Annotated in this window: 13 protein-coding genes; 5 read left to right on the plus strand and 8 right to left on the minus strand. The window is 66.7% G+C overall.

All coding sequences use genetic code 11. The features are described from left to right. Window positions 1–9: 9 nt before the first annotated feature. The 3 genes from AB4Y42_RS25200 to AB4Y42_RS25210 form a co-directional block, all read right to left on the minus strand. Window positions 10–738 carry a MotA/TolQ/ExbB proton channel family protein gene (locus AB4Y42_RS25200; protein ID WP_254352461.1) on the minus strand — a complete coding sequence of 243 codons (729 nt, stop codon included), beginning with the start codon at window positions 736–738 and terminating at the stop codon, window positions 10–12. Between the two features lie 53 nt (window positions 739–791). Next, window positions 792–1,589, minus strand: a complete 798-nt coding sequence (dapB, locus tag AB4Y42_RS25205) for a 4-hydroxy-tetrahydrodipicolinate reductase (RefSeq protein WP_368692890.1) — start codon at window positions 1,587–1,589, stop codon at window positions 792–794. 173 nt (window positions 1,590–1,762) lie between these two features. Continuing rightward, window positions 1,763–2,698 carry an outer membrane protein assembly factor BamE gene (locus AB4Y42_RS25210; RefSeq protein ID WP_368695686.1) on the minus strand — a complete coding sequence of 312 codons (936 nt, stop codon included), beginning with the start codon at window positions 2,696–2,698 and terminating at the stop codon, window positions 1,763–1,765. Between the two features lie 136 nt (window positions 2,699–2,834). On the opposite strand from AB4Y42_RS25210, the gene fur reads away from it, so the two are divergent. After that, entirely contained in the window at window positions 2,835–3,263 is a 429-nt protein-coding gene (gene fur, locus AB4Y42_RS25215; RefSeq protein ID WP_069268417.1) for a ferric iron uptake transcriptional regulator, read from the plus strand. 103 nt (window positions 3,264–3,366) lie between these two features. Here fur and AB4Y42_RS25220 read toward each other — a convergent pair whose 3' ends face one another. The 3 genes from AB4Y42_RS25220 to AB4Y42_RS25230 form a co-directional block, all read right to left on the minus strand. Next, the gene (locus tag AB4Y42_RS25220; RefSeq protein WP_368695687.1) at window positions 3,367–3,879 is read right to left on the minus strand and encodes an ureidoglycolate lyase; all 513 of its coding nucleotides are present in this window, start codon (window positions 3,877–3,879) and stop codon (window positions 3,367–3,369) included. Window positions 3,880–3,892: 13 nt separating this feature from the next. Beyond that, window positions 3,893–4,912 (minus strand): allantoicase, encoded by a 1,020-nt coding sequence (gene alc / locus AB4Y42_RS25225; RefSeq protein WP_368695688.1) that lies wholly within the window; start codon window positions 4,910–4,912, stop codon window positions 3,893–3,895. 68 nt (window positions 4,913–4,980) lie between these two features. Next, window positions 4,981–6,324, minus strand: coding sequence for a C4-dicarboxylate transporter DctA (locus AB4Y42_RS25230; protein ID WP_368692894.1), 1,344 nt, complete (start codon window positions 6,322–6,324; stop codon window positions 4,981–4,983). Between the two features lie 307 nt (window positions 6,325–6,631). Here AB4Y42_RS25230 and AB4Y42_RS25235 point away from each other — a divergent pair, with 307 nt between their 5' ends. Next, window positions 6,632–7,357 (plus strand): FadR/GntR family transcriptional regulator, encoded by a 726-nt coding sequence (locus tag AB4Y42_RS25235; RefSeq protein ID WP_069268413.1) that lies wholly within the window; start codon window positions 6,632–6,634, stop codon window positions 7,355–7,357. A 53-nt stretch (window positions 7,358–7,410) separates the two neighbouring features. Here AB4Y42_RS25235 and gap read toward each other — a convergent pair whose 3' ends face one another. Together gap and tkt are read right to left on the minus strand one after the other, a co-directional pair. Next, window positions 7,411–8,421 carry a type I glyceraldehyde-3-phosphate dehydrogenase gene (gap, locus tag AB4Y42_RS25240; RefSeq protein ID WP_368692587.1) on the minus strand — a complete coding sequence of 337 codons (1,011 nt, stop codon included), beginning with the start codon at window positions 8,419–8,421 and terminating at the stop codon, window positions 7,411–7,413. A 137-nt stretch (window positions 8,422–8,558) separates the two neighbouring features. Next, window positions 8,559–10,601 (minus strand): transketolase, encoded by a 2,043-nt coding sequence (gene tkt, locus AB4Y42_RS25245; protein WP_368692586.1) that lies wholly within the window; start codon window positions 10,599–10,601, stop codon window positions 8,559–8,561. 379 nt (window positions 10,602–10,980) lie between these two features. Between tkt and speE the strand changes: the two genes are divergently transcribed. The 3 genes from speE to AB4Y42_RS25260 all read left to right on the plus strand — a co-directional run bounded on the left by speE (window position 10,981) and on the right by AB4Y42_RS25260 (window position 13,122). After that, window positions 10,981–11,844 carry a polyamine aminopropyltransferase gene (gene speE / locus AB4Y42_RS25250; RefSeq protein WP_368695689.1) on the plus strand — a complete coding sequence of 288 codons (864 nt, stop codon included), beginning with the start codon at window positions 10,981–10,983 and terminating at the stop codon, window positions 11,842–11,844. A 104-nt stretch (window positions 11,845–11,948) separates the two neighbouring features. After that, the gene (locus AB4Y42_RS25255; RefSeq protein WP_342919395.1) at window positions 11,949–12,362 is read left to right on the plus strand and encodes a VOC family protein; all 414 of its coding nucleotides are present in this window, start codon (window positions 11,949–11,951) and stop codon (window positions 12,360–12,362) included. A 19-nt stretch (window positions 12,363–12,381) separates the two neighbouring features. After that, window positions 12,382–13,122, plus strand: coding sequence for a 16S rRNA (uracil(1498)-N(3))-methyltransferase (locus AB4Y42_RS25260; RefSeq protein WP_368695690.1), 741 nt, complete (start codon window positions 12,382–12,384; stop codon window positions 13,120–13,122). Window positions 13,123–13,208 lie beyond the last annotated feature (86 nt).

Consider the following 13,208-nt stretch of genomic DNA (forward strand, 5'->3'; position numbering starts at 1 on the left):
CGTTGCCTCCTACGACTCGGCGCGCGCGCCTTCGCGCATCGCGCCCTGCGCACCTTCGCGGCGCAGCGGCGCGCCTTCGGGCGCGCAGGCATAGGCGTGCAGGTCGTGGGCGAAGCCGTCGAGATCGTCGCAGAGCTGGCGCACGAGGCGGCCCAGCACGTTGTAGGCGAGCACGGCAGGAATCGCGACGACGAGACCGAAGGCCGTCATGATGAGCGCCTCGCCCACCGGGCCGGCCACGTTCTCGATCATCGCCTGGCCGCTCGCGGCGATGCTGCCGAGCGCGTGGTAGATGCCCCAGACGGTGCCGAGCAGCCCGACGAACGGCGCCGTGCTGCCCACCGAGGCGAGCAGGACCTGGCCGAACTCGAGGCGCCGCTGCGACGCCTGCAGCGCGCCGCGCAGCGCCCGCAGCACGCGCTCGCCGCGATCCACGCGCGCGAGCATCATGCCGGGCGCGTCGGCTTCCTCGGCGGCGAGCGCCGCCTGCGCCAGTGGCAGGAACACGCGCTCGCGGTCGACCGGACGCATGGCGGCAACGCCGTCTGCGAGCGTGCGCGCCTGCCAGAAGCGCGCAATGGCGCGCGGCCCCTGGCGCTTCGCGCGCAGCAGGATCCAGCTCTTGATGATGAGGAAACACCAGCTCGCGACCGACATGGCGAGCAATACCCACGCAACCGCGTGGGTGACGGCGTCGCCCGTCTGCAGATAGTGAATGACTCCGGAACTCGCTGCCATCGGACCTCGCTCACTGTCGGCCCGGCGCAGGCGCCGGACCGTAGGGGAAACGCTCAGCGCAGGCCGAGCACGTCCTGCATATCGTACAGGCCATGGGCCTTGTCCTGCAGAAAGCGCGCGGCGCGCACGCTGCCCTGCGCATAGGAGAGGCGGCTCGAGGACTTGTGCGTGATCTCGATGCGCTCGCCAATACCCGCGAACAGCACCGTATGATCGCCGACGATATCGCCGCCGCGAATCGCCGAAAACCCGATCGTCGAGGGGTCGCGCTCGCCCGTCACGCCTTCGCGGCCGTACACGGCGCATTCGTCGAGATTGCGGCCGAGCGCGTGCGCCACGGCCTCGCCCATCGCAAGCGCGGTGCCCGAGGGCGCATCGACCTTGTGGCGATGGTGCGCCTCGATGATCTCGATGTCGTAGCCGGTCTCGAAAAAGCGCGCCGCATACTCGAGCAGCTTGAGCGTGACGTTCACGCCCACGCTCATGTTGGCCGCGAACACGACGCCGACCTTCTGCGCGGCCGCGCCGAGCTGCGCCTTTTGCTGGGCGTCGAAGCCGGTCGTGCCGATCACCATCTTCACGCCGTGGCGCTGCGCCGCCTCGAGGTGCACGAGCGTGCCTTCGGGGCGCGTGAAGTCGATCAGGCAGTCGCTTTGCGCGAAGACCTGCTCGATGTCGTCGGTGATGCGCACGCCGGTGTCCTTGCCGAGGAACGCGCCGGCGTCCTGGCCGACGGCGGCCGAACCCTTGCGCACGAGCGCGCCCGAGAGCGTGACGTCGGGCGAATTCAGGACGGTTTCGATGAGCATGCGGCCCATGCGGCCCGATGCCCCGGCGATTGCGATTTTCATGAGTCTTCCTGCCAATGTGTCGCTGGCCGCGGTGCCGGATGCCACCAGGCGCCACGCAGCGCCGCCGCCAAAAAACGCGGCGGCCGGTGGTAGTGACACCCCGGCCGCCGGATCGAAGCGTGGCGCGCCTCGCGCACCACGCCCTGCTTGTGTTACCGGCCAGATCAGCCGGATCAGTTGCTCGGAGCCGCGGCCGCCCCCGAGGCCGGCACCGTGGGCGGCGCGGCGAGCGACGAATCCCGTGCGGGGCCCGATGGCGCCGCATTGGTGTCGCCGGTGCCTTGCGCGCCGGCGGCCGGACCAACCGGGTTGCTCGGCGGCACGCCCTGGATTTGCGGCTGCGGCTGACGATGCAGTTGAACCTGCGAGGGCATCGTGCCGACGTTCTGGGGCAGCGCCGACGACTGCGGATTGCCCGCCCGCACCGACGGCGTCAGGCCCATCGGCGTTTGCACGGCTTCCGTGGCGCGGTTCGCGGCGGCGGCCGCCTGCGCGTTGGCGTCCTGCGGCAGTGCGTTGGTGGCGGTGCCGAGTTCGGACGACGGCGTGCGCGCCGTGTCGCCAACCGTCGGGCCGGTCGCGCTCGAAGCCTGCGCGGGCGCGCCTGCTGCAGCCGCCACCGGCGCCGAAGCGCCCGAGGCCGGCGCGGCCGCGACGGCCTTCCTGCCGGTGCGGTCGCCGTCGATTTCGGCGAGCAGTTCAAGGTTCGAGGGCAGGTCTTCGCCGCCCGACCAGCTCGCTACGCGGTCGCCTTCGAACAGCACGACGAAGTCGCGCTGCTGGACCACGGCGGTCGAGCCGCGCTTGAAATAGAAGATGTAGTCCCAGCGGTTCGCATGGAACATGTCGGTGAGGAGCGGCGTGCCAAGCAGCTGCTTGACCTCGGCGCGCGACATGCCCACCTTCATCTGCGCCGCGGCTTCCGCCGAGACGAAATTGCCTTGCACGATGGTAATGCGGTAAGGCGTAATGCTCTGGGCGACGCGCTGTGTCACGCTGTCGTATGTTTTACAGCCGGCGAGCGCGGCGAACGCGGCCGCAGCCAGCAGGGTGCACGCCAGGCGGCCGCCGTGCATGCGCCGGCCGATCGTTGTGAATTCTGGAATCATTTCCCTCACCGTGCGGGCTTTTCGCGAAGCCGCGCGTATTCTGTAGAAGATCGTTCGAAGTTCTGGCGAAAATGCCCGGAACGGCAAAAACGCATTAACATAACAACCTAGCATTGTACTCCAGGGACTTATCGTCATGACCAATCCAACCGATCTCAAGAACATCGGCCTCAAGGCGACGCTGCCTCGCCTCAAGATCCTGGAGATTTTTCAGCACAGCCCCGTGCGCCATCTGACCGCCGAAGACGTCTACCGCAACCTGCTGAACGAGGAGCTCGACATCGGCCTCGCCACGGTCTACCGCGTCCTGACCCAGTTCGAGCAGGCCGGCTTGCTCACGCGCAGCAACTTCGAATCGGGCAAGGCGGTGTTCGAGCTGAACGAGGGGAGTCACCACGACCACCTCGTGTGCCTCGACTGCGGCATCGTTGAAGAATTTTTCGACCCCGAAATCGAAAAGCGCCAGCAGATGATCGCCACGGAGCGCGGTTTCAAGCTCCAGGAGCACGCCCTCGCCCTGTACGGCGCCTGCACGAAGGAAAACTGCCCGCACCGCAAGCACTGACCACCGCTTGCGGCTTGCAGGCTGCAGAAAAGGAAACGCCACGGCAGATCTGCCGTGGCGTTTTCGTTTGGTGAGCCCGTGTTTGGGAAAAACGGGCCGGTCCTCAGGCGGGCACGAGCGGCGTGTCGGCTTGCGCGAGCCGCCAGGGCCGCGCGAGTGCGATCTCGTCGCAGTTCGGCTGCGTGCCGCCGCGGTCGATCACCACGAAGTCGCTCACGCCCCCGAACGCGAGCAGCGGGTGATGCCAGACGCCTTTGGCGTAGTTGACGCCCTGCCCGCGCCCGGCCCAGAACGCCCGCAGCCCGGCCGGATCGAACTCGCCCGCGGGCGCGACCACCACCGCGTAGCCCGCGTCGCCGAGCGGCACGAATGCCTGGCTGCCTAGCGGATGCCGCTCCATCATCGCGATCTCGACCGGCCACGCACGCGGCTGGGCGCGAAACACGCTGACGATGGGCCGGCCGCCCGCCTCGTTCACGTCGATGGCGGCGAGATCGTGAAAGCGCTCGGTCGTGCCGCCATTGATCGGAAAGTGGCGCGCGCCTTCGAGTTCGATGACGTCGCCGAACGGCGCGAACGCCACGCGCGTCAAGGGTTCCATGTGCAGGATCTGCATCGCGGCTCCTCGCTTAAGCCAGTTCGCCCCACAGGCGCAGGCGTGAGACGCCGCCGTCCGGGAAGATGTTGAAACGCACGTGCGTGACCGGGCCGAGCGCCGCGATCCCGCTCTCGAACACGTGCTGTTTGTCCATTTCGAGCTTCTGCTCGCCGAGCAGTTCCGGCCAGAACATAGCCTGGGTGACGAGCGAGTCGTCGGTGCCGCCCGTCACGCTCGCCGCCTGCAGCGAGCAACGGTCCGGGTAGTTGCCCTTGAAGTGCGCCGTGTCGACTTCGATCTTGTGGATGATGCCGGGCCGCGCGAGCGCCATGATCGCCCAGTCGTTGCCGGGTTCGCGGCGGCGGCGCGTTTCCCAGCCGTCACCCATGTTCACGCCGCGGCCAGGCATGAGGATCGTGGAAGCGAGCCCGAAGTGCTGGTTGTTGGCCGCGACGAGATACGCGCCGTTTTCGATCGCCGCGAGATCGACGAGGCTGCCGCGCTCCACCGTGCTCCAGTCGCGCCGGGGCTGACCGTAGACGCGCAGACGCGCGAGGCCGCCGTCGGGATAAAGATTCACACGCAGATGCGTGAACGCGCGCGTATCGCTCACTTCGACGTAATGGTGCTGGTTGCCCTGCAGGGTCGTCGCCGGGACGATGGTCTGCCAGTCGGCGTTGTCACCGGGTGTTGCGTCGTCGCCCAGCTGCGCGTAGCACGCCTCGATCGAAGCCGCCGGCGGAAAGTTGCCCGTGAAGTGGCTCGTGTCGAGATCGAGGCCGTAAATCACGCCCGGGCGCGCGAGGCGCACGATGCAGAAGTCGTGGCCGGTCGTGCGCTTGCGGCGCGTTTCCCAGCCGTCCATCCACTTGCCGTTGTCGTCGTACTTGCCGGGGATGAAGACCGCGGGCTGCGGATCGAGCATGCGCTCCTTCGGCGCGAAGAACTCGTCGCTCGCGTGGAGCGCGCGGGCGCCCAGACGCGGATCGGCGAGGTTCATGTAACGGCGCGTGAAGGCGGGGGCGTTGGGGTCGAGAGTCGGAATGGCCATGATGGTGTCGCTCGCTGGGGGTTGTTCAGTTAGTCGAAGGAAATTGTCAGCAGATGCGGTGCGGAAGTTCAGGCGTGCGCGGGCTTGCCGCCGAGTGCGCCGTCTTCGCCATGCGCGGCGTCTGCATCGCTGTCGCCTGCCGGCACGTAGAGAAAGCCTTCGTCGAGGTTCAGCACGCGTCTGGCGCGCGCCTTGTCGATGTCGTGCTCCCAGACCGCGACCACGACCGTCGCGACGCAGTTGCCGATCAGGTTGGTGAGCGCGCGGGCGATGCCGACGAACCAGTCCACCGGCAGGATCAGCACGAGGCCGAGCACGGGAATCGCGGGAATGGCGGACAGCGTCGCGGCGAGAATCACGATCGCCGAGCCGGGAATGCCGTGCGCGCCCTTCGAGGTGATGAGCGACACCAGCACGACCACGATGAGGTCATGCATCGATAGCGGCGTGTTGGTCGCCTGCGCGATGAAGATCACCGCGAGCGTGAGGTAGATCGAAAAGCCGTCGAGGTTGAACGAGTAGCCCGTCGGGATCACGAGACCCACCGTGGAATCCTTCACGCCCATCCATTCGAGCTTGCGCATGATCTGCGGCAGCACGGCGTCGGACGACGCGGTGCCGAGCACGATCGAGAGTTCTTCGCGCAGGTAGCGGATCAGCTTGAACACGTTGAAGCCCGCCAGCCGCATGACGATGCCGAGCACGACCGCAACGAACACGATGCAGCTCGCGTAGAACACGATCACGAGCAGCCCGAGCTGCTTGAGCGAAGCGACGCCGTACGTACCAGTCGTGAACGCAATCGCGCCGAGCACGCCGAGCGGCGCGAGCTTGATGATGAAGCCCATCACCCGGAAGAACACCTGCGAAAGCTCGTCGATCAGGCCGTTCACGCGCTGCGCCTTCGGGCCGAGCAGCGAGAGCGCGCTGCCGAACAGCACCGAGAACACGAGGATCTGCAGGATGTCGCCCTTCGCGAAGGCATCGAAGGCGGTGTCGGGAATGATCTTCAGCAGGAAGCCCGCGGTGTCCTTCAGGCTCTTGGCGTGCTCGGTGTAGGTCGCAAGCGAGGCCGCGTCGAGCGAGTGCAGATCCACGTTCATACCGGCGCCCGGACGCGTGACGTACGCGAGCACGGCGCCGATCACGAGCGCAACGGTCGTCATGGCCTCGAAGTACACCACCGACTTCAGGCCGACGCGACCCACCTTCTTCAGGTCACCCGCGTGCGCCATGCCGCTCACGACCACACAGAACACGATCGGCCCGATCACCATCTTGATGAGCTTGAGAAAGCCGTCGCCGAGCGGGCGCAGCGACTGGGCGAAATGGGGAAACACCGCGCCTGCGACGATGCCCAGCACGAGGGCGATCACTACGCGGCCAAACAGCGAATTGAAGAACTTCGTCACGACTGTCTCCTTTGTCGATGGGACCCAGCGCTTCAACGCCGGGTCCCATCCCATGCAAAACCATGAAGGGGAAGCAACTGTTCTGACTGGTCTGACCAGCACTGTTATGGCGGATAGTAGGAAGCCGATATACCGGAGTCAAGGTTGGGAAGCGTGGTGTTTACCCTTGCGCGGTCTGACCAGTTTGCGGGCCGGAGCGCCACGCCTTATCCCATGGCGCGCGGGCGTTGACGCGATGCACCATGCGGGTGCGCCGGACAGGACTACAATACCGGTCAGACCACGCGAAAGCTGCCCGCGCCATCCGATGAAGAACGTTCCGCACACCGTCACCGACGCCGCCATCGCCACGATCCGCGAACGGATCGAGGGCGGCCTGTATCCGGTTGGCAGCCTGCTGCCCGCGCAGCGGCAGCTTTCCGAGGAACTGGCGATCAGCCGCGCGTCGCTGCGCGAAGCGCTCTCGACGCTCGAAGCGCTCGGCATGCTGTCGATCCGGGCGGGCAAAGGCGTGTACGTGACGAGCGCGCAGGCCACCAACGCTCACCCGTGGCGTTTCGCCGATCAATCGTCGCTGCCCGACACCTACCAGATGCGCTACGCGCTCGAAGGCTTCGCCGCGCGCATGGCGGCGCTCGCCATCGGCGATGCCGACGTGGCGTGGCTCGAAGCGAACACCGAGGCCCTGCACAGCGCCCTCGCCTGCGACGAACTCGACGAAGCCGCGCAACTCGACTTCGAGTTCCACATGCGTATCGTCAATCTCGCGGGCAATGCGGCGATCGAATCGATCCTGCGTAGCAGCGCCGACATCATGAAAGAGAGCCAGCGCATGCCGTTCTACCGGCGCGAGCGCGTGCTCTCCACGCATCGCGAGCACGGCCTGATCGTGGTGGCGCTGAAGGCGCGCGACTCGGCAGCGGCCGGCGAGGCGATCGAGGCGCACATCGCCAATGCGGCACAGCGCGCGGGCGTGTACTTCCCCACGCCGCCCGCGTTCGCTGCCGCCTCCCAGAGCGCCATCGAAAAATAAGGACGAAAAAAACCGCCCCGTGGGGCGGTTTTTTCATGCAGCGTCGAGCGTGCTTACTTCGCGTTCGCGAAAGCCACCGCCGTGTCCAGCATGCGGTTCGAGAAGCCCCACTCGTTGTCGTACCAGCTCGACACCTTCACGAGACGGCCCGAGACCTTCGTGAGCGTGGCGTCGAACGTCGACGATGCCGGGTTGTGGTTGAAGTCGATCGACACCAGCGGTGCGTCGTTGTAGCCCAGGATGCCCTTGAGCGCGCCTTCCGAAGCTTCCTTCATGATGGCGTTGACTTCTTCGACCGTCGTGTCGCGCTTGGCGATGAACGACAGGTCGACGATCGACACGTTGATGGTCGGGACGCGGATCGCGTAGCCGTCCAGCTTGCCGTTCAGTTCCGGCAGCACGAGGCCGACAGCCGAAGCCGCGCCCGTCTTCGTCGGGATCTGGCTGTGCGTGGCCGAGCGCGCGCGGCGCAGGTCTTCGTGGTACACGTCGGTCAGAACCTGGTCGTTCGTGTACGCGTGGATCGTCGTCATCAGGCCGGTTTCGAGGCCGATCTTGTCGTTCAGCGGCTTGACGAGCGGTGCCAGGCAGTTGGTCGTGCACGATGCGTTCGAGATGACCGTGTGTTCGGCTTTCAGCACGTTGTGGTTCACGCCGTAGACGATGGTCGCGTCGACGTCCTTGCCGCCCGGCGCCGAGATGATGACCTTCTTCGCGCCGCCCTTCAGGTGCGCGCTCGCCTTTTCCTTGGTCGTGAAGAAGCCCGTGCACTCCATCACGACGTCGACGCCCAGCTCGCCCCACGGCAGTTCGGCCGGGTTGCGGTTGGCCAGCACGCGGATACGGTCGCCGTTGACGACGAGGTAGTCGCCGTCGACCTTCACTTCACCGGGGAACTTGCCGTGTGCCGTGTCGTATTGCGTCAGATGCGCATTGGTCTTCGCGTCACCCAGGTCGTTGATCGCAACGATCTGGATGTCGTGCTTCTTGCCGTTCTCATAGAACGCGCGAAGCGTGTTACGGCCGATGCGGCCGTAGCCATTGATAGCGACGCGAATGGTCATGGTTTATCTCCTAAGGGCTGAAAAATTCTGAAACCAGTGCTGCACTGGCGCCGACGCGAGGCTGGGGCGGCCCGGCGGGGCGCTCAAGGCAGCGGGCCCGCCAGATCTTGCCGATCAGGCGGGCCCGTTACGCATGCTTAGTTGTCGAGCGCGGCCTTGGCCGTCGCGACGACATGATCGACCGTGAAGCCGAAGTGCTTGAACAGCACGCCAGCCGGGGCCGATTCGCCGAACGTGTCGATGCCGACCACGCCGCCTTCGAGGCCCACGTATTTGCGCCAGAAGTCGGTCACGCCGGCTTCGATCGCGACGCGGCGCACGCCCTTGGGCAGCACGCGCTCGCGGTATTCGGCGTCCTGCTTGTCGAACACGTTGGTCGACGGCATGGACACCACGCGGGCGCCGATGCCTTCGCGCTGCAGCGCCTCGACGGCCTTCATCGCCAGTTCGACTTCAGAGCCCGTGGCGATCAGGATGATCTTGCGGCTCGGGATGTCGTCGTTCCAGTCCTTGAGGACGTAGCCGCCCTTGGCGATGTTCGCGATCTGCGCGTCCGTGCGCTCGTTGAACTGCAAGTTCTGACGGCTGAAGATCAGCGACGACGGGCCGTGATGCGCGATCGACTCGGTCCAGGCCACCGCGGTTTCCACGGTGTCGGCCGGACGCCAGAGCGTCATGTTCGGGATCAGGCGCAGGCTTGCGACCTGTTCGATCGACTGGTGCGTCGGGCCGTCTTCGCCGAGACCGATCGAGTCGTGCGTGAACACGAAGATCGACGGGCACTTCATCAGCGCGGCCACGCGCAGCGCGTTGCGGCTGTAGTCCGAGAACGTGAGGAACGTGCCACCGAACGCCTTGTAGCCGCCGTGCAGGTTAAGGCCGTTGAGCGCCGCGCTCATGCCGAACTCGCGCACGCCGTAGTTGATGTGGTTGCCCCACTGGATGCCGGTTTCGCCGGCCTTGGCGGCGCGCACGGGCTTCGAAGCCTTCCAGTTCGTGAGGTTCGAGCCGGTCAGGTCGGCCGAGCCGCCCAGCAGTTCGGGCAGTGCCGCGGCGAGGCCTTCGATGGCCTGCTGCGAAGCCTTGCGCGTGGCAACCGTTTCCTTGCGCGAATCGGCGCCGGCGACGATCGCGGCGGCCTTCTGCGCCCAGTCGGCGGGCAGCTTGTGCGCCATGCGGCGCTCGAACTCGGCGGCTTCGGCCGGGTACTTCGACTTGTACGCGGCGAACTGCTCGTTCCATGCGGCTTCGAACTTCGCACCGGCGTCCTTCGCGTCCCAGTCTGCGTAGACTTCCTGCGGTAGCGTGAACGGCTCCCACTTCCAGCCCGCGGCTTCGCGCCACTTGGCAATTTCTTCGGCGCCGAGCGCCGCGCCGTGCACGTCGTGGCCGCCCTGCTTGGTGGGCGCGCCCTTGCCGATGATGGTCTTGCAGCAGATCAGCGTGGGCTTGTCCGAGGCCTTGGCCTTCTGGATGGCCGCGTCGACCGCGTCCACGTCATGGCCGTCCACGTGCGGGATCACGTTCCAGCCGTAGGCTTCGAAGCGTTCCGGCGTGTTGTCGTGGAACCAGTTGACCACGTCGCCGTCGATCGAGATGCCGTTGTCGTCGTACAGCGCGATCAGCTTGTTCAGCTTGAGCGTGCCGGCGAGCGAGCAGGCTTCGTGCGAGATGCCTTCCATCAGGCAGCCGTCGCCGAGGAACACATAGGTGTGGTGATCGACGATCTTCGCGTCGGCCTTGTTGAATTCCGCGGCGAGCAGCGCTTCGGCCAGCGCCATGCCGACCGAGTTCGCCAGCCCCTGGCCGAGCGGGCCCGTGGTCGTCTCGACGCCCGGCGTGATGCCGAACTCGGGGTGACCCGGCGTCTTCGAGTGCAGCTGACGGAAGTTCTTCAGTTCCGCCATCGGCAGGTCGTAGCCCGTCAGGTGCAGCAGCGAGTACAGCAGCATCGAGCCGTGGCCGTTCGACAGCACGAAGCGATCGCGGTCGCTCCAGAGCGGGTTCGTCGGGTTATGGCGCAGATGGCGCGACCACAGCGCAACGGCGATCTCGGCCATGCCCATGGGCATGCCGGGGTGACCGGAGTTCGCTTGCTGAACGGCGTCCATGGACAGCGCACGAATGGCGTTGGCCATCAACTGGGTGGTAGCGGGGGAGGCGGAGGACGAGGTCGTCATGTCGAGTCCGGAAGTGTGCAAAAAGCGGCGCGGGCGGCGCAGGTCGCGAACAGCGCATATTGCGAGGGCAAACTGCGGCGCACACAGCAGCGCGGGAGTCCGGAAGCTCGGCAAATCGCCCGCTCAGGCGCACATGCGGCGCCAGGAGACGCGAAACGGCCGGAGCAAACGGAGAGGGCTGCAAAGCGGAATATTCTAGCAGATCGTGGGGATGAACCCTGGTCGTAAGGCGTGCGGTATGCGCCGTGCGCGCCGTGGTCCTCGCGTTGGCCTCCGCCGCGGCCGACGTCCGCTTCACACCCCTATAATGGCTCTGTTGGCCCTATTTTTTGCGCGATTTTCGCGCGCTCCAGCGCACCAGCAGCGCCTCTCGACCTCCGTGACCGACTCCCTCCTCTTCCATCCTGCGGCAGATGCGCTCTACGGCTTTCCTGGCGCGCGCCGCCTCGCCGCGGCCGATACGCCGTGGCAGCGCATCGAGGTCTGGGACACGCCGCAACTGGGCTGCCTGTTCACGCTGGACGGCCGCCCGATGACCTCCGCCGGCGACGAGTTCATCTATCACGAATGCATGACGCACCCGGCCGCGCTCACGCATCCCGCGCCCCGCGCGGCGCTCGTGCTGGGTGGCGGCGACGGCGGCGCGGCGCGCCAGCTGCTGCGCCACCCGGACATCGAGCGCATCGTCGTGGCCGAACTGGACCCGGACGTGGTGCGCCTGACAGGCGACTATCTTCCCGAGGTGCGCGGCGACGCCTTCGAGGATCCGCGCGTGGAACTCGTGATCGGCGACGCGGCCGCGTTTGTCGCCTCCGCGCAGGAACGCTTCGACCTCGTCGTATTCGATCTGACCCCACCGGATTCGCCGGCTGCCGGCCTCTACACACCGGCGTTCTACGCTGCGCTCAAGCGTGTGATGAACACCGACGCGCTCGTCTCGCTCCATCTGGGCTCGCCGTTCCATCATGCGCAGCGCGTGGGCGCGCTGCTTGGCGGGCTGCGCGCGGCCTTCGCCGTCGTGCGGCCGCTTTCAGCCTACGTGCCGCTCTACGGCTCACTCTGGCTCATGGCGATCGCGAGCGACGCGCTCGACCCGGCCGGCGTCGACGAGACCACGTTGCAGGCGCGCGCAGCCGGGCGGCGCCTCGAGGGCTTGCGCTACTACGACCCGCGACTGCACGCGGCGCTGTTAAAAGGTTCATGCACAGCCCGCGATAAACTAGGCGAAGTCCTGCAGCTCTAGGGGTCCTGCCCGTGGAGACTGGCTGGTTCCAAAGCGCTTTATCCTGGCGCCGTTGCCCGGAGCGGCACGGCGCTTCATCCGAACCGCGAATCTGGAGAGACTCGATGACCGCACCCCGTCCTGCCGGCGTGCCATGGCTGACCCCGTATCTGACGGTGCGCGACGCGCGCGCGTCGATGGACTTCTATCGGGCAGCACTCGGTTTTGCGGTACGCGACAGCGTGGAGGACGACGGCGCGATCATGCACGTGGAAATGACCTACCACGATCAGCTGATCGTCATGTTCGCGCCGGAGGGCGCGTTCGGTTCGACGGCGCGCACGCCCAAAAGCGCACAGACCGTCGCGCCGCAATCTTTTTATCTGTATGTCGACGATGTCGACGCGGTGTATGCGCGGGCGCTCGAAGCCGGCGCGAAATCGTTGAGCGAGCCGCAGGACCAGTTCTGGGGGGACCGTTTCGCGCAGGTCGAAGACCTCGACGGTTACCGCTGGGCGCTCGCTCGGCACTTGTCCTGATTCAATGAGAAATAGTTCTATGCCCCGCTTTTTCGTCGGCAACGCCCTGCAATCCGACGAGGTCGTCACCCTTCCCGACGAAGTCACGCGCCACGTCCAGGTACTGCGCCTGCAGCCCGGCGACAGCATCGTGCTGTTCGACGGTCTTGGCGGCGAGTACAGCGCCGAGATCGTCGGCATGGAGCGCCGCGACACGCAGGTGCGCATCGGGCCTCACCGCGACGTCGACGCCGAGCCGCCTTACCGCATCACGCTCGCCCAGGGCATTGCCGGCAACGACAAGATGGACTGGCTGATCGAAAAGGCTGTCGAACTGGGCGCGACGAACTTCGTGCCGCTCACCGCCGCGCGCAGCGTCGTGCGGCTTTCGGGCGAGCGCGCCGTGCGCCGCCAGGCGCACTGGCAGCGCATCGTCCAGGCCTCGTGCGAACAATGCGGGCGCAACCGCCTGCCCGACGTCGCGCCCGCGCGTGACATCGCCGCGTGGCTCGACTCCCTGGCCAAGCACCCCGGCGAGGGCGAACTGCGCCTGCTGCTCTCGCCACGCGCCAACGTCGCGTTCTCGACCTTGCCGGTCGAGCCGCCTTCGGGCGCAGTGACGGTGCTGATCGGGCCTGAGGGCGGACTCTCGTCGCAGGAAGAGGAGGCGGCGCTCGATCACGGCTTCCTCGCCGTGGGGCTCGGGCCGCGCGTGCTGCGTACCGAAACAGCGGGCATCGCGGTGCTCGCCGCGCTCGCCGCGCGCTGGGGCGGCTGGTAGGCGCAGCGGGTAAAAATGACAAAGCCCGCCGGAAGGCGGGCTCGCGATTTTCTGTCGCATGCGCGCGACGGAACGTGAGTCGAAGG

It is taken from the genome of Paraburkholderia sp. EG286B (assembly GCF_040965655.1).
Taxonomy (GTDB): domain Bacteria; phylum Pseudomonadota; class Gammaproteobacteria; order Burkholderiales; family Burkholderiaceae; genus Paraburkholderia.